The organism is Roseovarius albus (genome assembly GCF_900172335.1).
Lineage (GTDB): Bacteria > Pseudomonadota > Alphaproteobacteria > Rhodobacterales > Rhodobacteraceae > Roseovarius > Roseovarius albus.
Window position 1 is genome coordinate 102,774 of sequence record NZ_FWFX01000007.1, and the last position, 22,289, is coordinate 125,062.

The 22,289-nt window shown below is 54.5% G+C and carries 20 protein-coding genes; 9 read left to right on the plus strand and 11 right to left on the minus strand.

The features are described from left to right. Positions 1 to 87 precede the first annotated feature (87 nt). Both carA and ROA7450_RS12315 read left to right on the plus strand, forming a co-directional pair. A complete protein-coding gene (carA, locus tag ROA7450_RS12310) occupies positions 88 to 1,236 on the plus strand; it encodes a glutamine-hydrolyzing carbamoyl-phosphate synthase small subunit (protein ID WP_085806143.1) in 1,149 nt (382 codons plus the stop codon). Between the two features lie 67 nt (positions 1,237 to 1,303). Continuing rightward, a complete protein-coding gene (locus ROA7450_RS12315) occupies positions 1,304 to 3,253 on the plus strand; it encodes a glycosyltransferase (RefSeq protein WP_234999506.1) in 1,950 nt (649 codons plus the stop codon). Here the strand turns inward: ROA7450_RS12315 and ROA7450_RS12320 are convergent. Next, positions 3,194 to 3,838, minus strand: coding sequence for a GntR family transcriptional regulator (locus ROA7450_RS12320; protein WP_085806145.1), 645 nt, complete (start codon positions 3,836 to 3,838; stop codon positions 3,194 to 3,196). The two genes, ROA7450_RS12315 and ROA7450_RS12320, sit on opposite strands and share 60 nt — an antisense overlap. 119 nt (positions 3,839 to 3,957) lie before the next feature. Here ROA7450_RS12320 and ROA7450_RS12325 point away from each other — a divergent pair, with 119 nt between their 5' ends. The 3 genes from ROA7450_RS12325 (at position 3,958) to ROA7450_RS12335 (ending at position 6,146) form a co-directional block, all read left to right on the plus strand. Further along, positions 3,958 to 4,605: a pyrimidine 5'-nucleotidase gene (locus ROA7450_RS12325; RefSeq protein WP_085806146.1), complete on the plus strand. Its 648-nt coding sequence runs from the start codon at positions 3,958 to 3,960 to the stop codon at positions 4,603 to 4,605. A gap of 80 nt (positions 4,606 to 4,685) precedes the next feature. Then, positions 4,686 to 4,934: a hypothetical protein gene (locus tag ROA7450_RS12330; protein WP_085806147.1), complete on the plus strand. Its 249-nt coding sequence runs from the start codon at positions 4,686 to 4,688 to the stop codon at positions 4,932 to 4,934. Between the two features lie 9 nt (positions 4,935 to 4,943). After that, positions 4,944 to 6,146, plus strand: coding sequence for a UbiH/UbiF family hydroxylase (locus ROA7450_RS12335; protein ID WP_085806148.1), 1,203 nt, complete (start codon positions 4,944 to 4,946; stop codon positions 6,144 to 6,146). A 32-nt stretch (positions 6,147 to 6,178) separates the two neighbouring features. Here the strand turns inward: ROA7450_RS12335 and ROA7450_RS12340 are convergent, their stop codons facing one another. The 3 genes from ROA7450_RS12340 to ROA7450_RS12350 all read right to left on the minus strand — a co-directional run bounded on the left by ROA7450_RS12340 (position 6,179) and on the right by ROA7450_RS12350 (position 8,340). Then, positions 6,179 to 7,306 carry an aminotransferase class V-fold PLP-dependent enzyme gene (locus ROA7450_RS12340; RefSeq protein WP_085806149.1) on the minus strand — a complete coding sequence of 376 codons (1,128 nt, stop codon included), beginning with the start codon at positions 7,304 to 7,306 and terminating at the stop codon, positions 6,179 to 6,181. Between the two features lie 123 nt (positions 7,307 to 7,429). Beyond that, on the minus strand, positions 7,430 to 7,888 hold the full coding sequence (locus ROA7450_RS12345; protein ID WP_085806150.1) for an Lrp/AsnC family transcriptional regulator: 459 nt from the start codon (positions 7,886 to 7,888) through the stop codon (positions 7,430 to 7,432). Next, positions 7,885 to 8,340, minus strand: a complete 456-nt coding sequence (locus tag ROA7450_RS12350) for an Lrp/AsnC family transcriptional regulator (protein ID WP_085806151.1) — start codon at positions 8,338 to 8,340, stop codon at positions 7,885 to 7,887. Before ROA7450_RS12350 ends, ROA7450_RS12345 begins: the two co-directional genes overlap by 4 nt. A gap of 135 nt (positions 8,341 to 8,475) precedes the next feature. On the opposite strand from ROA7450_RS12350, the gene ilvC reads away from it, so the two are divergent. Further along, positions 8,476 to 9,498, plus strand: coding sequence for a ketol-acid reductoisomerase (gene ilvC, locus ROA7450_RS12355; RefSeq protein ID WP_085806152.1), 1,023 nt, complete (start codon positions 8,476 to 8,478; stop codon positions 9,496 to 9,498). Positions 9,499 to 9,565: 67 nt separating this feature from the next. After that, complete coding sequence (locus tag ROA7450_RS12360) at positions 9,566 to 10,504, plus strand: DMT family transporter (RefSeq protein ID WP_085806243.1); 939 nt, start codon at positions 9,566 to 9,568, stop codon at positions 10,502 to 10,504. Positions 10,505 to 10,675: 171 nt separating this feature from the next. On the opposite strand, the gene folP is transcribed toward ROA7450_RS12360, so the two are convergent. From folP to ROA7450_RS12385, 5 genes are all read right to left on the minus strand, one after another. Next, a complete protein-coding gene (gene folP / locus ROA7450_RS12365) occupies positions 10,676 to 11,686 on the minus strand; it encodes a dihydropteroate synthase (RefSeq protein ID WP_085806153.1) in 1,011 nt (336 codons plus the stop codon). After that, the gene (locus tag ROA7450_RS12370) at positions 11,683 to 12,612 is read right to left on the minus strand and encodes a dihydroneopterin aldolase (RefSeq protein WP_085806154.1); all 930 of its coding nucleotides are present in this window, start codon (positions 12,610 to 12,612) and stop codon (positions 11,683 to 11,685) included. Before ROA7450_RS12370 ends, folP begins: the two co-directional genes overlap by 4 nt. Positions 12,613 to 12,795: 183 nt before the next feature. Next, complete coding sequence (locus ROA7450_RS12375; protein ID WP_085806155.1) at positions 12,796 to 14,406, minus strand: ABC transporter substrate-binding protein; 1,611 nt, start codon at positions 14,404 to 14,406, stop codon at positions 12,796 to 12,798. A 220-nt stretch (positions 14,407 to 14,626) separates the two neighbouring features. After that, entirely contained in the window at positions 14,627 to 16,300 is a 1,674-nt protein-coding gene (gene ctaD / locus ROA7450_RS12380; protein WP_085806156.1) for a cytochrome c oxidase subunit I, read from the minus strand. A 270-nt stretch (positions 16,301 to 16,570) separates the two neighbouring features. Continuing rightward, the gene (locus ROA7450_RS12385; protein ID WP_085806157.1) at positions 16,571 to 17,311 is read right to left on the minus strand and encodes a YebC/PmpR family DNA-binding transcriptional regulator; all 741 of its coding nucleotides are present in this window, start codon (positions 17,309 to 17,311) and stop codon (positions 16,571 to 16,573) included. Between the two features lie 121 nt (positions 17,312 to 17,432). Between ROA7450_RS12385 and ROA7450_RS12390 the strand changes: the two genes are divergently transcribed. Further along, the gene (locus ROA7450_RS12390) at positions 17,433 to 19,205 is read left to right on the plus strand and encodes an SLC13 family permease (protein ID WP_085806158.1); all 1,773 of its coding nucleotides are present in this window, start codon (positions 17,433 to 17,435) and stop codon (positions 19,203 to 19,205) included. A 120-nt stretch (positions 19,206 to 19,325) separates the two neighbouring features. Beyond that, a complete protein-coding gene (locus ROA7450_RS12395) occupies positions 19,326 to 19,757 on the plus strand; it encodes a c-type cytochrome (RefSeq protein ID WP_085806159.1) in 432 nt (143 codons plus the stop codon). Positions 19,758 to 19,808: 51 nt separating this feature from the next. On the opposite strand, the gene ROA7450_RS12400 is transcribed toward ROA7450_RS12395, so the two are convergent. Both ROA7450_RS12400 and ROA7450_RS12405 read right to left on the minus strand, forming a co-directional pair. Next, positions 19,809 to 21,041: a mandelate racemase/muconate lactonizing enzyme family protein gene (locus tag ROA7450_RS12400; RefSeq protein WP_085806160.1), complete on the minus strand. Its 1,233-nt coding sequence runs from the start codon at positions 21,039 to 21,041 to the stop codon at positions 19,809 to 19,811. A gap of 138 nt (positions 21,042 to 21,179) precedes the next feature. Further along, the gene (locus ROA7450_RS12405; RefSeq protein WP_085806161.1) at positions 21,180 to 22,241 is read right to left on the minus strand and encodes a Hint domain-containing protein; all 1,062 of its coding nucleotides are present in this window, start codon (positions 22,239 to 22,241) and stop codon (positions 21,180 to 21,182) included. Positions 22,242 to 22,289: the final 48 nt, after the last annotated feature.

The window sequence follows — 22,289 nt, forward strand, 5'->3', positions numbered from 1 at the left end:
ATGGCGCGTTCTGGTGGATCTTCAGGGTTGACCCTCGGCGGGGGCGGGCATAGGTTCGCGCAAATTTGCGCTCCGGAGATTCCCGTTATGGCTACTGCGTCCTCATCCCGCCCGACTGCCTGCCTTGCCTTGGCTGATGGAACCGTTTTCTACGGACAGGGGTTCGGAGCAACAGGGGTAGTGACTGCCGAGCTGTGCTTTAACACTGCGATGACAGGCTATCAGGAAATTATGACCGACCCATCATATGCCGGGCAGATCGTGACCTTCACCTTTCCGCATATCGGCAATGTTGGTGTGAATCCCGAGGATGACGAAACCGGTGATCCGGTGGCCGAAGGTATGGTGGTGAAGTGGGACCCGACCGACCCAAGCAGCTGGCGCGCGACCGAGCATCTGGCAAGCTGGCTGGCCAGTCGTGGGCGGATCGCCATCGGTGGTGTGGATACCCGCCGCCTGACGCGCGCCATTCGTCAGCAGGGTGCGCCGCATGTCGCAATGGCCCACGATCCAGAAGGAAACTTTGGCGTTGACGCGCTGGTCGAACAGGCCCGTGGTTTTGTCGGGCTCGAAGGGTTAGATCTGGCCAAAGACGTCACCTGCGCGCAATCTTATCGCTGGGACGAGATGCGTTGGGCTTGGCCGGGTGGTTTCGAACGCCAGGAAAATGCCAAACACAAGGTAGTTGCCGTGGATTATGGTGCCAAGCGCAACATCTTGCGCTGCCTCGCGAGTGCGGGGTGTGAAGTGACTGTTTTGCCTGCGTCCGCCACCGCCGAAGAGGTTCTGGCGCACAATCCTGATGGCGTGTTCCTGTCAAATGGTCCGGGTGATCCGGCGGCAACAGGCGAATATGCCGTGCCGATGATCAAAGAGGTTCTGGAACAGGAGATCCCCGTGTTCGGGATCTGCCTCGGACACCAGATGCTTGCGCTCGCCCTGGGTGCGCAGACGATTAAGATGAACCACGGCCACCACGGTGCAAACCACCCGGTTAAGGATTTGGAAACCGGCAAGGTAGAAATCACCTCGATGAACCATGGTTTTGCAGTCGATAGCCAAACCTTGCCCGAAGGCGTGGTTGAAACGCACGTCTCTTTGTTTGACGGCTCCAACTGCGGTATCCGGATCAAGGATCGTCCAGTCTTCTCGGTTCAACACCACCCCGAAGCCAGCCCCGGACCACAGGACAGCTTTTATCTGTTCGAGCGGTTTGCAGCCTCGATGGCAGGTTAACCTTCGTTAACCACGTTTTCATGTTTCATTAACCCTACCGCGCCATTCTCTTTCTGTTTGGAAGAGGATGAGGCGCAAGATGGGCATTTCGGAACTTCGTCAACTGGATACGCCTATGGTCGAGGGCGAAGATCAGCGTGCCCGGTTCGAGCAGGCTTTGACCGATTGTGCGGGTTTGAGCGAAAAAGACCTGTCTTTGGCGCGAATTGTTGGCCGCTATTGTGATGCCTCGTTGGATCGCATACTGATGGCGGAGGATCTGGCGACACAAGATGACCTGCTGCGCGCCCATGCTCGGCAATTCAGGTCGCGCACGCTGCAAAAGCAAGATCTCAAAACGCTTCCTTTTCGGGATATGGGCCTGCCACCCCAAGATATGCTCAAACATGCAATGTTCCCCCTGACAGATCAGGATCAAAAACCGGCACTGGCTTGTGGCGATATAGAGGGGCTGCAGTGTATTCAGGACCGACTGGCGATTGATCCTCAAACATCTCGCATTTTACCCGCTACACGTAACGATGTGCAAAACCGGATAGTTTCACTGTTCAAAGATGCGCTGACCGACGCTGCGGCCAAACGCGTGGCTTTGCATGAAAGCAGTCGCAGTTGGGCTGATCGGCGGGGATTGCGGATTGCGGTGGCTATGGGAGTAATGACTCTGATCATCGCCGCAGCTTTCTGGGCTCCTACTGCAACCTTTTGTGCCTTCATGTTGTGGGCCGCGTTTACTTTAATTGTGTCGGCAACGCTTAAGGCCTCTGCTTTTGTGGCCAGTCTGGTTGCGCCGACTTCTCAAGAGAGGCGGGCAGAAGGAGAGGGGAGGCAACCCTTGCCTAAGGTTTCGATCCTTGTGCCGCTCTTTCGCGAAACCGAAATTGCACATGCCCTTGTGGCGCGGCTTAGTCAGCTGACTTACCCAAAATGTCTTTTGGATGTGGTACTGGTGTTGGAGGAGGAAGATGAAACAACGCAGGCCACACTGGCCGCCATCGATTTACCGCCATGGATGCGCGCTATTGTGGTTCCGGACGGACAACCCCGCACCAAACCACGCGCGATGAACTATGCGCTCGATTTTTGCGAGGGTGAAATCATTGGCGTCTTTGATGCAGAAGATGCTCCAGATCCGGATCAGATCACGACAATCGCGCGCCGCTTTCAACAAGCCCCGTCAAATGTCGCCTGCTTGCAAGGGGTGCTGGATCATTACAATGCCCGGCAAAATTGGCTCTCGCGGTGTTTTACCATCGAATATGCGAGCTGGTTTCGTCTGATCTTACCCGGCATGGCGCGACTGGGGTTCGCCATCCCTCTGGGGGGCACAACCCTTTATTTTCGACGTGAAGCACTGGAAGAGTTGGGGGCTTGGGATGCCCATAATGTGACGGAAGATGCGGACCTTGGCTTTCGACTGGCACGGCATGGCTATGAGACTGAGATGATCAAAACGGTCACTCAGGAAGAGGCGAACTGCCGGCCATGGGCTTGGATCAAGCAGCGCTCACGCTGGCTCAAGGGGTATATGACCACCTACCTCGTGCATATGCGTCGACCGGGTGTGCTGTACCGCCAATTGGGACGTTGGAAATTTTGGGGTTTTCAGGCGCATTTCATTTCGGCACTCTCGCAGTTTTTGTTGGCCCCGTTTTTATGGTCATTTTGGTTGGTTGTGTTCGGGCTGCCGCACCCCTTGCAAGGCGTTGTGTCCCCCACTGTTTTGACACTGTTTGCCAGCCTGTTTTTAAGTATCGAGTTGCTGAACATCACCATTCATGCCAGCAGCGTGTCAGGCCCAAGGCATAGACATCTAATGCTCTGGGCGCCGACAATGCATTTCTACACGCCGCTTGGTGCGATTGCCGCTTACAAGGCGCTCTATGAATTGATTTTTAAGCCGTTCTACTGGGATAAAACCGCGCACGGGTTGTCCTTGGGGAAGGAAACAACCGACAGATCAGACGACGCTACTCACCTCGCCAGAATCGAGCTTGAGGCGAGTCACAAAGGCCTTTGAAATATGCGCCTTCAATGCGGTCGCTGCACTTTCAGAGTCGCGCGCCTCGATGGCGGTAACGATGGCATTGTGTTCATCCAAGGCATCCTTGTCGCGCCCTTCGGCCGCAAGTGATGTGATCGCCATCAGGGCCATTGAACGGTGTACAAGATCTAGTTGCTGTACAAGAAAGCGGTTATGCGACGCCAAATGGATCTGTTTGTGAAAACGACGGTTGGCTTTGGCCATGGCTTCGGGATCTCCCAAAAGCGCTTGGTCGCCTTCGACCATGTCACGTAGTACTTTGACTTCTTCATCGGTCGCATGTCGGGCTGCAAGACTAGCCGCAAGTCCCTCAAGCTCAGCGCGAACCACATAAAGTTCGGCGAGCTGGTTGTGATCCAGCGACGATACGATCAGGCTGCGGCCATCCCGCGTCAGTAGAGATTGAGTTTCCAATCGTTGCAAGGCTTCCCGGATGGGCGTGCGCGACACACCAAACCGATCAGCTAGATCGCTTTCCACCAACCGGTCGCCGGGTTTGAAAGTGCCCAGATCAATCGCTTCCAAAATCAGGGCATAGGCGTCTTTGGGTGGAGATTTCATAGGTTTTCCATGTCTTTGCGTTTGGCGTTGCCTTCACGGACAGTAGACATGCCTGTGCTTTACAATCAAGCACTCTTGGGCGGATTGCCTAAAGCCATGGCCTGAAGTACACAGAGCGCATGCCAAAGCAACACTTCACACATGTGGACACCTGGGTTTTTGACCTCGACAACACACTTTACCCGCCGCGGGTAAAACTGTTCGATCAGATTGAAACGCGGATGACGCAATATGTGATGGAACAGCTGCAGGTCCCCCGGGATGAGGCCGATCGGATTCGATATAATTATTGGCGCACACACGGCACTACGCTGGCAGGGTTGATGCGTGAACATGACCTCGACCCCGGGCCGTATCTTTCGCATGTGCATGACATTTGCTTTGATGAACTGGAGCCTGATCAGGATTTGCGCGGGCGTATTGATGATCTGCCAGGCCGCAAGATTGTTTATACCAATGGCTGTGCACCTTATGCGCAAAAGGTGTTGGAGCGCAGGGGGTTAGGTGGCGCATTCGATGCGGTTTACGGTGTCGAAAACGCAGGGTTTCTGCCGAAACCGGAACGCGCTGCATTTGAAGCGATTTTTACTCAAGACGGCGTCGACCCATCAAAGGCCGCAATGTTCGAAGATGACCCGCGCAATCTCGCGCAACCCTACGCCATGGGAATGCGCACAATTCTGGTGGCTGAAGCGGAAGAGGATGCAGACTTCATTCACCACCACACCGATGATTTGACTAAATTTTTGTCAGTACTCACCGGTTGATCCTAAGCTTAGGACAATTTGGCGCATACCGTTTCGAGGGTTGTGCGTTATCTGAAAGGCAAGCGTTCGAAAGGGGCACCATGGACACGACCTCTCACTCTCATCGCCCGCCAATTTGGCAGCGGCTGTTTTTCATGATCCCGATCATCGGCTGGATGGCGCGAGATTTAATGTACGGATCATCTGATCACATCTGGTATGCTTTGGTCACCGTCATTTCACTGTGGGGCATTGCCATTCTGAAATTCGGGGTGCTTGGGCTTTACCTGCCTGCCGTTGCCATGGTGCCGGTGATGTTTGTCGTTCTCATCCTGATCTCACGTGGCTAAACAGAGGCCATGGCAGATACGCAAATTGACATTCTAATTGCCGGGGGCGGGGTTGCCGGGCTGACAGCAGCCATTCTTTTTGGTAACGCCGGTTTTTCGGTGATCTGCGTTGATCCCGCGCCACCCGTGACTGAGCGCAATGCGCAAGGCTCAGATCTGCGTACAACGGCGTTTTTGCAGCCTGCACAACAGACGTTGGAGGATGCAGGTCTTTGGGCCCGGCTTGCACCCTTTGCTGCGGATTTGCAGATCATGCGTATTGTCGATGCCGGCGGAGTTGAGCCCGCGCCGCGCGTGATCAAAGAGTTTGACGCCAGCGACATTTCCGATCTGCCTTTTGGGTGGAACTTGCCAAATTGGCTGCTGCGTCGCGAAATGCTGACTCACATCGATGGTTTGAGCAATGTGACATTCCAACCGGGTGTAGGGGTCACGTCGCTCTTTACCCGTACATCAGAGGCGCGTGTTGGTCTGACCAACGGGAACCGCATCCGGTGCCAGTTGGCCATCGCCGCAGACGGGCGCAACTCAACCTTGCGGCAAGCTGCGGGGATCGATGTGAAAACAACACGTTACGGACAAAAAGCCCTGGCGTTTACGGTCACGCACCCCACACCACATGAGCATGTCTCCACTGAAATCCACCGGTCAGGCGGCCCATTTACGCTGGTGCCATTGCCGGATTTCGAAGGGCTGCCCTGTTCGGCAATCGTATGGATGGAGGATGGGGCGGAAGCACAGCGTCTGGCTGCACTGCCCGAGGCAGAGTTTGAGGCGGCTATGAATGAACGCTCGTGCCTACTTTATGGCCCACTAAAATTGGTGTCGCGCCGTACGGTTTGGCCGATTATCAGTCAGCAGGCAAAAAGCCTTTGTGGCGAACGTCTTGCACTGGTGGCAGAGGCTGCACATGTGGTGCCCCCCATCGGGGCACAGGGGCTGAACATGTCTTTGGCTGATATGCGCGCGTTGCTAGATTTGGCGCAGGCCGCGCCGGATTGCCTGGGCGATGCACAAATGCTGGAGCAGTATCATCGCCAGCGCCATACCGATATCGCCACGCGTGTGGCAGGCATTGATCTGCTCAATCGGGCATCGCAAATGCATGCGCAGCCTTTGCGAGATCTGCGGGCGATGGGATTGAATGCGATTTACGGGATGGCCCCGGTGCGCAAGGCTCTGATGCAAATGGGCCTTGGCATGCGCGGCTAAAAAAATGCCCCGCCGAGGCGGGGCATTGAAGATCAAAGAACCTGATCCAGAACCGTCTCAAGGCGTTTCAGCGTCGCCGGGACATCATAGAGCTTATCAAGACCAAAGAGACCCAAACGGAAGGTCATGAAACCTTCGGGCTCGTCACAGGCCAATGGGACGCCTGCCGCAATCTGCATGCCAAGGGCCGCAAACTTCTTGCCATTTTGGACGTCAGGGTCTGTGGTGTAGCTGACAACAACGCCGGGGGCGCCAAAGCCTTCGGCCGCAACCGATTTAACGCCTTTGGCCGCCAGCATTGCACGGACACCGTTGCCCAGCTCCCACTGTGCGTCGCGCAGTTTCTCAAAACCGTAATCGCGGGTTTCAACCATCGTGTCGCGGAAGGCACGCAGTGCGTCTGTCGGCATGGTTGCGTGGTACGCGTGGCCACCGTTTTCATAGGCCTGCATGATCGAATGCCATTTTTTCAGATCAATGGCAAAGCTATCGGAACTGGTGTTTTCCATACGCTCCAACGCGCGTTCGGTCATCATGACCAGACCGGCGGATGGGGACGCGGACCAACCTTTTTGCGGGGCCGAGATCAGCACGTCAACGCCGGTGGCCTTCATGTCGATCCAGGCACAGCCGGAGGCAATGCAATCCAGCACCATCAGCGCGCCAACTTCATGCGCGGCCGAGGCCAATGCGGTGATGTAATCGTCAGGCAGGATCAGACCGGCAGAGGTTTCAACATGCGGAGCAAAAACCACATCGGGCTTGGCTTCGCGGATTTTGGCGGTAACCTCTTCGATCGGGGCAGGGGCAAACGGTGTCTGCGGGTCATTGCCGTTCTGGCGCGCCATACAAACCGTTGTGTCCGATGTGAACTGTCCCGCGTCAAAGATCTGCGTCCAACGGAACGAGAACCAGCCATTGCGGACGATCAATGCATGAGCGCCGTGGCCGAATTGACGTGCAACGGCTTCCATCGCGTAGCTGCCACCACCAGGGACCAGCGCCACGGCATCGGCGTTGTAGACATCTTTCAGCATGCTGGACGTGTCGCGCATCACTTCTTGGAAGGCTGCGGACATGTGGTTTAGCGAGCGATCGGTGAAAACGACGGAAAATTCCTGCAACCCATCTGGGTCAATATGGTCGAGAAGAGCGGACATTTGGTGTCTCCTGTTGCGTCATGCGAGTGTATTTACATGTGCCATAGCAGCCACATGCCATAAGACAACAGCGAAAAGACGCCAAACAGGGGGTGAGAACCGACATAGCCTTGTGTCAATGGCTCAACCAATCGGGCCGGGGCGGCGTTCCTCACTTAAAAGTACGTTTGCTTCAACGTCACCCACACCGGGCATCATCATGATCCGGCGACGTAAAACCCGTTCAAAATCCGATATGTCGCGGGCGACCACACGTAAGCGATAGTCATAAACCCCAAGGATATGCTCAACGGTTTGAACTTCGGGGATTGCGGCGACGGCCCGTTCAAAGTCATCTAGACTGACGCGGCCTTTGGTTGCCAATTTGATGCCCAGAAAAACAGTGACACCAAAGCCAAGTTTCTCACGATCCAAATCCAGCCGTTGCCCCTTGATCACGCCCGTTTCCTGAAGACGCTTGATCCGCCGCCATGTTGCGGGTTGCGAAAGGTTTAGTTTACGCCCGATCTTGCTGGCGCTTTGGGTGGCATCTTCGATCAATTCACGCAGGATGAGGTGGTCAGTGCTGTCCAGTTCGATCATAAGGGCAGTACCTCGTCTGATTTCAGGTGGGCAACGTGCATCAAGGCTTCAATGTCCGCGATGTGGGGTAGGGTTAGAATGCTGCTGCGATAGATGCTTTGATAATGCGCCATGTCGCGCGCAATCACAGATAAGCGCACATCGACCCGACCCAAGAAGGTCTGGATCTCGACCACATGGGTGATCGCGCGCGCCTCGAGGATGAATTCATCAAAAGCGCGAGGATTGGTCTTGTCGAGAGTTATGCGAAGCGAGACCTCTACCTCGTAGCCTAAAGCATGCCAGTCTATCACTGCACGATTGGCGCGGATAATGCCTGCAGCTTGCATCTTCTCTAGTCGCCGGGCACAAGTTGCCGGTGTTACATTGGCCAGTTCTGCCAATTCTGCTGGGCCAAGGGTTGCGTCATGCTGATAGTGGCGCAAGATTCGGCGGTCGGTATCGTCAAGCATTAAATTTTACCATTATTGAGTAAATGAGAATAATTAATCCACAAAACGTGTAATTTCAATAAATATTAAAATCTCTATCACCGCAAAAGCGCTAAATTGACCTCATCAAGACCCGATATGTCAAAGGAGACGGAAATGCGCGTCTATTATGATCGCGATTGCGATGTAAACCTGATCAAAGAGAAAAAAGTGGCCATCCTTGGCTATGGTTCCCAAGGCCACGCCCACGCGCTGAACCTGCGCGATTCTGGCGCGAAAAACCTTGTTGTTGCCCTGCGCGAAGGCTCGCCAAGCGCGAAAAAAGCCGAAGCCGAAGGCCTGACCGTTATGGGTATCGCCGAAGCGGCAGCATGGTGCGACGTCATTATGTTCACCATGCCTGATGAGCTGCAGGCAGAAACATACAAGAAATACGTTCACGACAACATCAAGCCGGGTGCCGCGATCGCATTCGCCCACGGCCTGAACGTACACTTTGGCCTGATCGAGCCAAAGGCCGGCGTTGACGTGATCATGATGGCGCCCAAAGGCCCAGGCCACACTGTACGCGGCGAATACGTCAAAGGCGGCGGCGTGCCTTGCTTGGTTGCTGTTGAAAACGACGCAAGCGGCAAAGCGCTTGAAGTTGGTCTGTCTTACTGTTCCGCTATCGGTGGCGGCCGCTCGGGCATCATCGAAACCAACTTCCGTGAAGAGTGCGAAACTGATCTCTTTGGTGAGCAGGCGGTTCTCTGCGGTGGCCTTGTTGAGCTGATCCGTTGTGGATTTGAAACACTGGTCGAAGCTGGCTACGCACCTGAAATGGCCTATTTCGAATGCCTGCACGAAGTAAAACTGATCGTTGACCTGATCTACGAAGGCGGCATCGCCAACATGGACTACTCGATCTCCAACACCGCGGAATATGGCCAGTACGTTACAGGCCCGCGAATTCTGAAGTACGACGAAACCAAAGCACGTATGAAAGAGGTTCTGAACGACATCCAACAGGGTAAATTCGTTCGTGACTTCATGCTGGAAAACGCGGTTGGTCAGCCAACCATCAAAGCGTCACGTCGTCACAACGATGAGCACCAGATCGAAGCAACCGGTGCAAAACTGCGTGGCATGATGCCCTGGATTTCTGCTGGCAAGCTTGTGGATCAGGAAAAGAACTGATCTTCAAGACATGAAGTTGATGGGGCATCCGGCAACGGATGCCCTTTTTGTGGAAAGGCCCCTGGATATGCAGACCATCGCCCCAATCAATTGGATCAAGCTTGCCATTCTTGGTGTGATTTGGGGGGCGTCGTTTATGTTCGTTACCATAGCGTTGGAAGGCACGGGGCCTTTGTTTCTGGTCGCGACACGCCTGTGTTTGGGGGCGGCATTTTTGCTTATGATTATTCGTGCCAAGGGTGTGAGTTTGCCCGCACGCAAAGGTGAAAACGCAGGGAAAATTTGGGTATTCATTCTGTGCATGGCATTGCTGTCAAATGCGCTGCCCTTTGCGTTGCTGTCTTGGGCGCAGGAATCTGTGGCCTCGGGCTTTGCCGGGGTCTGTATGGCGGTTGTGCCACTATTCGTATTGCCCTTGGCGCATTTTCTGGTGCCCGGTGAGGCGATGAAACTGCGCCGATTTATTGGATTCGTCATTGGCTCAATCGGCGTCATGGTTTTGATCGGGCCTGCTGCTTTCAATTCGACCGGAAATGAATTGGAAACACTGGCGCGTCTGGCTTGCGTCGGGGCCGCATGTTGCTATGCGCTGGGCTCGATCTGTACCCGCCTTTGCCCGGATGTGGACCGTTGGTCCTTGGCCGCCGCGACACTGGTTGTTGCGGCCCTGATCTTCACGCCCTATGCGCTGATCGCCGAAGGTCTGCCGCAAAACCTGACAGCCACAAGTGTCCTGGCTTTATTGTATCTGGGCATCTTCCCAACCGGCGTTGCCCAAATCCTGCTGGTGCAAGTGATCCGCGATGCGGGGCCTGTCTTTATGAGCTTGGTGAATTATCAGGTGCCGATCTGGTCAATTGTATTCGGAGCCGTGGTCTTGCTTGAACCCTTACCACCCAGCTTGTTACTGGGCATGGGGCTCATTCTTGGCGGTGTTGCCCTCAGTCAGCTTGGCGCGCTTCGGCGTTTGTTTGGCAGGGGGCGAAAGACGGGTTTTATTGAATAAGTGCAGCTCAAGAGCAGTTTATATTGAATTTAAATTCTAAAACATCGAATATGAATAATTCTGTCGTCTTTGGCAATCGACGTTCAAGCACTCCATTTCGCTTTTTTGGGGCAGATTTTTGCATCGTCTCTTGAGCGCGTGTTACGACCACTGATGCAACAGGCGCTCTTGTTAAGACACAGATCCAAGTGTTGAGGCTTGCCACAGTTTCAGGGCCTCATTGGTCTCACCCACGTCATGCACGCGCAAGATTTGCACCCCTTGCGCCACACCAGCTAGTGCTACAGCAATGGAGCCGGGCGCACGGTGGCGGGCTTCTTCTGCGCCACCAATTGTACCGATAAAACGCTTGCGCGATGCCCCTAGAAGGATTGGGCAACCAAGGCTGTGAAACAAAGCCAGATTTTGCAAAAGCATCAGATTGTGGTCCAGCGTCTTGCCAAAACCGATGCCCGGATCGGTGATGATTTGGCTGCGCGGTATGCCAAGCCCGACCAGCACGTCAATGCGATCAGACAGATAATCATAAATATCCAGCGCAACATTGTCGTAACGCGGGTCATTTTGCATAATCTCAGGCGTACCCTGAGCGTGCATGACACAGACCGGCAGGTTTTGTTGTGCACAATAGGGGGCAAGGTCTGGATCGAATGTAAATCCAGCGACATCGTTCACCAGATTTGCCCCAGCTTTATGCGCTGCGCCAGCAACGGGTGCTTTGCGGGTATCGATTGAAATCGGCACGTCAGAATTTTTACGAATGGCGCTAATCACGGGTGCGGTGCGGTTGATCTCTTCAGTGATGTCTACTTCTTCCGCACCGGGACGAGTGGATTCCCCGCCGATGTCGATGATCACAGCCCCATGCGCAATCATCTCTTGCGTACGTGCCATCGCTGCTGCGGGGGCATTGTACTGACCACCGTCAGAAAAGCTGTCTGGGGTGACATTCAGGATGCCCATTAATTGTGGGCTGTCCAGCTGTAGCCTGGCAATATCGGTACGGGGTGCCGTCATGCGCGACAAAATCTCGGCGGGCGTGTCCTCTGCCGCAATTACCCGCGCAGGCGCATCGCGGTGAATCTCTTCGACCTGATCAAACCAAAGCCATCCCCCGGCCAACGTATAGGCACCAGAGGGGCGAGCGCGATCAGAACGGGGAATAGGACGGTAGTAGATCATAGACCTGATTGCGCGATGTCCTGAATGAGCACGGGAACCGGCGAGGCCTTCGGAGGTGCCACGCCAATAAGCAAAAGATCCGTGCCTTCAATATGGCCTGCAAACCACGCTGCCAATGCAACAGGATCATCGGGGCCGATTGTTGGGCCATCCACGGCGTCCAGAACAATCTTGGATGGGGCCCAGACGCTGATCTGGCCGTTTTTCATCGCCCAGTCCAGCTCGGTTTTGGTGTTGACCACGACACAGCGATCATCGCGTCCCCCCAAAACCCAGGCATTTTGTTCCAGCGCCAACAGGTCGACCCGGCGTTGGGTCATCTTGTGGCCAGTTTGCGGGGCAGGGGTATCTGAATGGCCGACGCACAGGATCACCGGTTCAGCCCGCGCCTCAAGTTGATCCAGCCAACGCGGCAAGTTCGGCGAGGTCACCGCCTCATTACTCAGGAACACAACGTGCGGGTGGGGTGTAATGTCGGTATGTGCAGCAATCGGGACGGCCTTGAGGTCTTCGACAGAGCGGACAATCTCCACGCCCAAAGCACCCGGTCCACGGTCCAGCTTTTCAATCCGCACAAAAGTCCGCATCGCTTGCGGTTCCACAAGAATGCGCTCTGCAATCCGCTCGGCCAGTGTTTCCAGTAGGTTCAGTCGCTCATCGGCCAATTCTGCTGCGATGGCTTCGGTTACCCGGTCATAAGACAGGATCCGATCAACATCGTCATCAATGATCTCTGTGATCGGGCTCACCTCGACCACGACATTGAAACACAGGCGCTGTGTCACGCCGCGTTCTGCTTGAAACGCGCCGATCTCTACCTCGACAATATGGTCGCGTAGTGAAATGCGATCCAGTGGTCCATCAGGCGCAGTGGCATCAGCTCGTGCAGCCGGGTGTTCAAAAGCGAGGCGAATTTCGTTGCTCATAGCCACGATCCCAAAGTTACAATGCGCGGGGCTTACCATGTGGCAGGGGGCGGGGGAAAGGATAAATGCGACCGCTAACAGTCGCCCGAGACGATAAGTCGCCTATAAATCCTTGCGGCTTTGCCACAAAAAAGGCCCGACGCACGTGCCGGGCCTTTTTCAATCGTTTTGTAATCGGGTGGATTACCCTTCGAACCACCAACGGCTACCGGCTCGCGCGCCATCCATCATCCAGCTGGCAGCCAGCTGTCCGGTGTGACGCACGTTTTTGCGGCGGCCGTAGACGAAGTTCGGGAAGTACGGAATGACCGAACCACCTTCGTCGCGAGAGATCATGCCCATTTCATGGTACATCTCGGCACGTTTAGCATCGTCCAACTCGGCTTTGGCCATCAACAGAAGCTCGTTAAAGCGTTCATTCTTCCAATGGGATTCGTTCCACGGTGCGCCGTCTTTATAAGCTAACGTGTACATCACATCCGGTGTTGGGCGTGCACCCCAGCTGACCAGACACCATGGCTTGGTCAGCCAGACATCAGACCAATATCCATCATTTGGTTCCCGTATGACATTGATGTTGATCCCCGCTTTTGCAGCTTGCTCAGCGTAGAGAATGCACATGTCAATGGCACCGGTTGTGATCGATTCCGCTGCGCTCAGATTGAAGGTGTGCCCCTCCATGCCAGCCTTTTTCATCAAAGAGCGGGCTTGGTCTGGATCGTATTCCCGCTGGGGAATATCGGCCGGGAAGTATGGCATTGCCGAAGAGTGGTGGAAGTCATTACCAACGGTCGCCGCGCCATATTGAACCTTCTCAACCAACTCGTTCCGGTCAATCGCCAGTTTAAGGGCCAATCTTACATCGTTGTTGTCATAAGGTGCCACATCTGTGAACATCGGGATTGTGATTGCCGACGCAGAAGGGACGTTATCGATTTCAATATCTGCATTGCGAGACAGCAATCCGAGAGTTTTGTTTTCAAGCAGTGAACAGGAATCCACATCGCCCGTGACCAACGCCGTCTGGCGCGCGTTCGGGTCATTGATGGCCAGCATTTCGATCTCATCGAAATACGCGCCTTCACCGTGCCACTCATCAAAACGGACCAAGCGTGCACCGACACCGGGTTCATATTCAACCAGTTTGTAGGGGCCACAACCATCACCGGATTGCCAGTTCAGCGTACCATCAGCGTTCGCCGGGCAAATGGGCAAGTGATAGTCCGGCATGATCCAAGGCAAGTCAGCATTCGGGCTATCGAGTTTGAACGTGACCGAGTGGTCACCGTTATCAACGATTTCAACCACGCTATCGAGGAGAGCCTTGGCTGCTGAAGCGGATTCTTCGCCGCGGTGGTGGTTCATAGATGCGATGACATCCGCCGCCGTTACTTTGGCACCTGAGTGGAAAGTCGCCGCCGGGTTCAGAACAAATGTCCATTCTTGTGCGTCCGGGGTTGCGCTCCATTCTGTCGCAACATCCGGCCCAAGCGATTGATCCGTATTAATCATCGTTAGATACGAACGGAATGTGTGTGCCATAACAATGGTGAAATAGGACAGATATGTACCCGGATCATGCGTATCGCTGGTGTTACCATCGTGTTGTGCTAGGCGCCACTTTCCGCCCCGCGTAGGGGCCGCATTGGCAGTCGTGCCCCAAAGACCCGTCGCAGCGCTGGCACTCATGCCGGCGGCCATGGAATAATTCATGAAAGACCGGCGGGATATGCTGCCCTCTCGGGCGGCCTGAGCCAATCGGTCCATCATCATTTTATCTTTAATCGTAGACATGAAGTCTCCCTGAAGTTTTTAAGTGATTATTGATGCCGACGCACATCGATGACGCGAGAGGCGTTCCGTGTGTCAAAAGTGTTGTCATTCGGCATGTCGGCAATAAACCAGAAAATTTCGCTTTTGGCCACGACTATATTTGTGACCGGAAAATCAGTTTCCCAAAAAGAAAAAGCCCCGGATGTTTCCAGGGCTTCTTGTGCTGTTTTCGAAACTGAGATTAGTGCGCGTGGCCTTTGTCCCAGTCTTCCTGCTTTGGCAGGATTTCGAATGTGTGCTCTGGTGGAGGTGACGGCAGGGTCCACTCCAGCGTGTCAGCATATTCGTTCCAAGGGTTGTTCTCGGTGACGCGTGCGCCACGTGTCAGGGTGTAAAGGATCACACCAAAGAAGAACACGAAGCTTGCGAATGAGATAAATGCACCAACGGACGACCAGTAGTTCCACAGAGCAAAGGCCTCTGGATAGTCGATGTAACGGCGTGGCATGCCTTGACGACCCAAGAAGTGCTGAGGGAAGAAGGTGATATTGGCCCCGATGAACATCGCCCAGAAGTGCAGCTTGCCTGCCCATTCAGGGTACATGCGGCCAGACATCTTTGGCAGATAGAAATAGATCCCTGCGAAGATGGCGAAAACAGCACCCAGTGACATCACATAGTGGAAGTGTGCAACCACATAGTAGGTGTCGTGATAGGCACGGTCGATCGCGGCTTGAGACAGAACGATGCCTGTTACCCCACCCACGGTGAAGAGGAAGAGGAAGCCAAAAGCCCAAAGCATTGGGGTTTTGAATTCGATCGAACCGCTCCACATGGTGGCAATCCAGCTGAACACCTTCACACCTGTCGGAACCGCGATGACCATCGTGGCCAGCATGAAATAGCTTTGCTGCGTCAGTGACATGCCCACGGTGTACATGTGGTGTGCCCAAACAACGAAGCCAAGGAAGCCAATTGCGATCAGAGCCCAAACCATTGGCAGGTAGCCAAAGACAGGCTTGCGCGAGAAGGTCGCGATCACATGGCTGATGATACCAAAACCGGGCAGGATGATGATATACACCTCTGGGTGGCCAAAGAACCATAGAATGTGCTGATACAGGATCGGGTCACCACCGCCGGAAGGCTGGAAGAAGGTTGTGCCAAAGTTACGGTCTGTCAGCAGCATGGTAATCGCACCGGCCAAAACGGGCAGGCTAAGCAGGATCAGCCACGCAGTGACAAAGATCGACCAGGCAAACAGCGGCACCTTGAACATGGTCATGCCAGGGGCACGCATGTTTAGGAAGGTGGTGATCATGTTGATCGCACCTAGGATCGAGCTGGCACCGGAAACGTGAACCGCGAAGATCGCCAGATCCATCGAGATGCCGCCCTCGGATGTGGATAGCGGTGGGTACAGAACCCAGCCCACACCGGAGCCGAGTTGGCCGTTACCGCCAGGGGCCAGAAGCGAGGCAACACCCAGCGAAGTACCAGCAAAATAAAGCCAGAAGCTCAGGTTGTTCATCCGTGGGAACGCCATGTCGGGCGCACCGATTTGCAGTGGCATGAAGTAGTTACCAAAGCCGCCGAACAGCGCCGGAATAACAACAAAGAACATCATCAAAACACCATGATAGGTGATCATAACGTTCCAAAGGTGTCCGTTCGGAGTACATTCAGTCGCAGAATCTGCGATGAAACGGGCGCCTTCAAGGCACATGTACTGAACGCCTGGTTCCATCAGTTCGAGCCGCATGTAAACGGTAAACATGACCGAAACCAACCCTACGAGGGCTGAAACGAACAGGTAAAGGATGCCAATGTCTTTGTGGTTGGTGGACATGAACCAGCGGGTGAAAAACCCGCGCTCATCATGGTGTTCGTGGCCGTGAATGGCTGCGTCTGCCATCTGATGCCTCCTGCTGGTATGTTACTGGGCGCGCGATTCCATGGAAACGCACGCACTTGATCAGGTTTGGTTTTAGATTGTGCTGACGCTCGGGGCAATGCGAGAGTTTGACCCAGATCAAATATTTTGTCGCAGCGAAGGTGAAACAAGCCCCAATCGCAACAAAATCGGCCCCTAGGCAAGGATTGGCAGGCAGTTTTGGGCTGGAAAAATGAAAACGCCGGGCAATTACACCCGGCAAAATCTTGACTTAGGGTAAAGAGAAAAGCGTTAAAGCTGCTCCATCACCTCGTCAGAGGCGTCGAAGTTGGCTGTGACGCGTTGCACGTCGTCGTCATCTTCCAGTGCATCAATCAGCTTCATCAGCTTTTGCATGCCTTCAAGGTCCATTTCCGTGGTCGTCGTGGGTTTCCAAACCAGTTTGGTCGACTCGGATTCACCCAAAACGGCTTCAAGTGCGTTTGACACTTCATTGAGGTCGGTATCGGTGCACCAAATGATGTGGCCATCTTCAGAGCTTTCAACATCATCGGCACCGGCCTCGATCGCGGCCTCAAAAACAGTATCTGCGTCACCAACTTCGGCGGGGTAGGTAACTTCGCCGGTGCGGTCGAACATAAAGCCAACACTGCCGGTCTCGCCAAGGTTGCCACCGCATTTGCTAAAGGTCGAGCGCACAACACTTGCGGTTCGGTTGCGGTTGTCGGTCATTGCCTCAACGATAACAGCCACACCGTTCGGGCCGTAACCCTCGTAGCGGATTTCTTCGTAATCGTCGCCTTCACCGGCTTGCGATTTTTTGATCGCGCGGTCAATCACGTCTTTTGGTACTGATTGAGATTTGGCTTCTTTCACGGCCAAGCGTAGCCGTGGGTTCTTGTCAGGGTCCGGATCGCCCATTTTGGCCGCTACAGTGATTTCTTTTGACAGCTTTGAGAAAAGCTTGGAGCGCGCGGCGTCCTGACGCCCTTTGCGGTGCTGGATATTTGCCCATTTTGAGTGGCCGGCCATCGTCTGCCTCCGAGTGAATGTCTGGTTTCCGTCTCTATAGGACAGGCGCAGCCGGACGTGCAACCCGGTTGCATTTACGCGGCTGATGAGGTTGGCTCAACTCAACCAAGGAGGGGCACGCGTGACGACTGACCAGATTATCTTGTTTTCCTTGTTTGGAGCAGTGTTCGGGATGTTGCTTTGGGGGCGATACCGATATGATCTGGTGGCGTTTTCGGCACTTTTGATCGGTGTCATTCTGGGGGTTGTTCCCGAAAAAGACGCCTTTTCGGGCTTTGGTCATCCGGCCACATTGGTGGTTGCATTGGTTTTGGTGGTTTCAGCGGGTTTGGTGCGATCAGGTGCCGTGTTCTTGATTACCCGCACGCTGGTGGACAGTAGCCGTGCATTAGGAGCTCACATTACATTGATGGGGGGAATCGGCGCGGTTCTTTCTGCATTTATGAACAATGTCGCTGCCCTTGCGCTCTTGATGCCCGTGGATGTACAAACCGCACGCAAAGCAGGCCGGGCTCCGGGTTTAAGCCTGATGCCGCTGTCATTTGCGACGATCTTGGGCGGGATGGCCACACTGATCGGCACGCCGCCAAATATTATTATCGCCGCGATCCGGGGCGAGGCGACAGGCACCCCCTTTGCAATGTTCGACTTTGCCCCGGTTGGGGGAATTGCAGCACTGGCGGGGTTGGCCTTTGTGGCGTTGATCGGTTGGCGTCTAATTCCAGAACGCAACAACGGGGGGCTGCAAGCCTCTGAACTGGCAGGATATATTGCTGAGCTGGTTGTGCCAGAAGGGTCCTCTCAAATTGGCAAACGGCTCGCAGAGCTGGACGAGACAGCGCAAAAAACTGATGTAGCGGTGCTGGGCATTATCCGTGATGGCAAACGTCGCTATGGCACCGGGCGAAACGTAACGATCATAGCGGGTGATGTTCTTGTCCTAGAGGCCGCCCCCGAGGCTTTGGACGAATTCCGCACGGCCTTGTCATTGTCTTTGTCAGACAAAGAGCGCGAAGAACGCCTAACCGCGAGCGGTGATGGCGTTGATATCATCGAAGTGGTCGTGTCTGCGCATGCGCGCATTGTGGGTAAAACCACGCAATCCATCGGCCTGCATTGGCGGCGGCGTTCCGTTTTGCTGGGCATTGCGCGCGAAGGGCGCAAGATCACCAGCCGGGTGCGCCACACACCGATACAAGCAGGGGATATCCTGTTGTTGCTCGTGCCCAAGGATACTGGCCCAGATGTCACCGATTGGTTGGGCTGCCTTCCTCTCGCGGATCGCGGTCTTGCTGTGACCGAAGACAGCAAAACCTGGATGGCCATCGGTATGTTTGGGGCGGCCGTTTTGGCGGCGAGCTTTAGCTTGATCTACCTGCCCATCGCGCTTGGGCTGGTTGTGGTGGGCTACGTTGTGACCAAGATCATTCCACTTAGCGAAATCTACAACCATATCGAATGGCCGGTCGTGGTGCTGCTGGGGTCGATGATCCCCTTGGGCGCAGCGCTGGAAAGCGCTGGTGGAACCGAATTGATTGCCAACAGCTTGATCTCTTTGACACAAGGTCTACCCGCCTGGGCGATTCTGACAGTGTTGATGGTCGTCACCATGACGCTGTCAGATGTGCTCAACAACACCGCAACAACGATTGTCGCAGCCCCCGTCGGAATTCAGATGGCAAATTCCTTGGGCGTTTCAGCCGACCCCTTCCTTATGGCCGTGGCAATTGCCGCATCATCCGCATTCCTCACTCCAATCGGTCACAAGAACAACACACTGATTCTGGGACCAGGCGGCTACAGTTTCGGCGACTATTGGCGCATGGGGCTTCCGCTTGAGATCATTGTCGTCGCGGTATCAATCCCGGCGATCCTTGTTTTCTGGCCTATGTAAGCCTACAGGTCCTGCGACAATTCACCCACCGATGTTACCCTGTTCATCTCGAATAAAACGCTACTATCATCTGTTATTAGATGTGAATGAAACCTGCGCTTATTAAAATAGAGGTCCAATATGAAACCCATTGTGCCAGCAATCATTGCCAGCTTTGCTTTTGCTCTTCCTGTGTCTGCACAGGATATTGAAAAAGGTGAAAAGGAATTCAAACGATGCCGCGCGTGCCACGCCATCGCGTCCGAAGACGAAACCTTTGTCAAAGGCGGAAAAACCGGGCCAAACCTTTACGGTATCATCGGCCGCACAGCCGGAAGCGTCGAAGGCTTCAAATACTCTCCCGAGCTTGTTGAGCTTGGCGGAGGTGGGCTTGTCTGGGACGAGACCAACTTGCTTGAATACATTGCCGACCCGAACACATTCATTGGTGGACGGTCAAAAATGACAAAGCAAAAGGTCAAGAATGGGCCTGATCTTGCGGCGTTTTTGGCGACCTTCTCGGAAGGCGCGTCCAGTGATCCGGGCGAAGCCGCCGAAGAAACCGCAGACTAAAGCGATCCGGTCCCACTGAGGGGCCGGCTTCGTTTTATAAGTCGTGAAAGACTATTCTTCTTTTGGCGGCGCACCACCGGCAAAGAAGTTGGCGTTCACGTAGTCACAAGGTGCTTCCTGCATCTGCAGATGCAGACCGTCATCGGTGTAAGGATTCGCGCGCGCCAGATCTTCATCGACCTCAATACCCAAACCCGGGGCCTCTGGCGGCGTGATAAAGCCGTTTTCCACGCGAATTGTGCCTTTGATCAACTGATCATGGAACGGAGTCTCGATGGTTTCGCACATCAAAATATTCGGGATCGACGCCGCCAGATGAATGTTGGCCGCCCATTCCACGGGCCCCGCGTAAAGGTGCGGTGCCATCTGGGCATTGTAGACTTCAGCAATTGCCGCGACCTTTTTCATTTCCCAAATTCCCCCAGCCCGTCCGAGGGCGGGTTGCATGATGGTGGCTGCCCCTGATTTCAGAACCTGTGCAAATTCTGCTTTGGTTGTCAAACGCTCACCAGTCGCAACAGGAATGCGTACTGCTTGAGCAACTTTTGCCATCTCATCGAAAGAGTCCGGAGGAATCGGTTCCTCGAACCACAGCGGCGAATAGGGTTCCAATGCCTGACCCAGTCGGATGGCCCCGGCGGTTGTAAATTGTCCGTGCGTGCCGAAGAGCAGATCAGCTTTATTGCCAACCGCTTCGCGGATGGCTTTGCAGAAATCAACAGACATTGAGATGTCATTCATCGCAGGCATATGACCGCCGCGCAGGGTGTAAGGCCCGGCGGGGTCGAATTTCACGGCTGTAAACCCGCGTTCCACGCAATCCGCTGCGGCCTCGGCCGCCATTTCAGGTGAGCTCCAAAAAGCAGTGATGTCATGCTTGGGCAGGGGATATAGATATGTATAGGCGCGGATGCGATCATTCATCTTGCCCCCAAGCAAGGCCCAGACCGGACGTTCCCGAGCTTTGCCAAGAATATCCCAACAGGCGATCTCCAACCCTGAAAACGCGCCCATCACCGTCAGATCAGGGCGTTGGGTAAAGCCCGAAGAAAACGCGCGCCGGAACATCAATTCGATGTTTTCCGGATTTTCCCCCAGCATGTGGCGCTCAAACACATCCCGAATGACCGGTTTCATCGCCTCTGGGCCGATGCTGCTAGCATAGCATTCGCCCCAACCGGTGATCCCGGTATCGGTGGTGAGTTTGACCAATATCCAATATCGACCACCCCAGCCGGGCGCAGGCGGTGCGGTGATGATGATGTCGAGATCTTGAAGTTTCATGCGGGGGCTCCGTACTGCATGAAAACAGCGTGGCCTGCACGGGTGGGGCTGACAAGACTGAATACGTCAAAGATGTCGCAAAGTCACATGCACAAAGGTTTTTACGAAAGCGAAGCGTGTAACAACGCCGAACGTTGATCAGTCAGAACGTTGATGCGGGGGAAGGGTGGAATGCAAATTCCCATTTTTTAAGCAGCGGGTGATCAGCTTTTTCTGTTGTTTACCTGTTGGGATAAATCGGGCGGGTTGGTGACCTCGTTCAGCGTTGTGCAGATCCGGAAAGATTGTAGTGAGTTCCGCAAGAGCTTCGTTTGATAGTGTTTTGAACGCCTCTGGTCCAAGATAGAAGCTCTCTGTTGCGCTGCCTTCTGCGAAAACGATCTGATGTTGTTCAAAAACCAGATGGAAATATTCGACTTCTTTTATGTCGCAGTCGACAAATATGCCGGGCAGCTCTGTCAGGCGGATAGCGGGGATCAACACCTCGCTGGTCCCGAACATCCGCTGCGCGACTTTGGACACGATCTGCATTCGGTGCTGGCGTGACACCAGCAGATCCTGCTTTGGCAAGCCTTGCCCCAACGTGCCTGCCATGATTCGAACAGGACGAAGATTTTCATGTATGAGCAACTCAGAATGGCCAATCTTTCGCGACAGACACAATCTGATCGCTTGGGCGTCGTGGTCCGATGTCGTGACCATATCGCCGGGCCTGAGTCGTTCAACTGGGATTACCCCATTTGGGGTTTCAATCAATGTGCCAGAAGTAAAACACGCAGGGGCACCCGGATTGGGGTTATCGTCAACGAAGAAGTTTTCACCATCGGTAGAACTCAAAGACGCTGTGCTGTCATTCCCGTTCGTTCCGATGATGGTTGACGTCAGCTCATCGGGGGTGCCGGCATTGATGGTGACAGTGTCATCGAAGGATACGAAACTGCTGATGGTCCCATCTTCGACAAGGCTGACAGCGCCAAAGCGATTGATGCGTGCCGTAACAATATAATAGTCGAAGCCACCGACCGTGGTCGGCGGGTTATCCAGAGTGTTCGAACTGCGCAGGGAGCCGTTTGGGTTGTAGATATCCACCTGAATGTCGGACACATCTGTGCCTGTGGGAACGCGCACTTCGACGTAGTCGCTATCAGGATCGAACCCGGGCCCATTCCGATAACGGATTTCAGTAATGATCGCGACCACTGTGTTCTACTGCTTCCTTGCTCAGCGCTGCGGATTAGCGCGTCAATA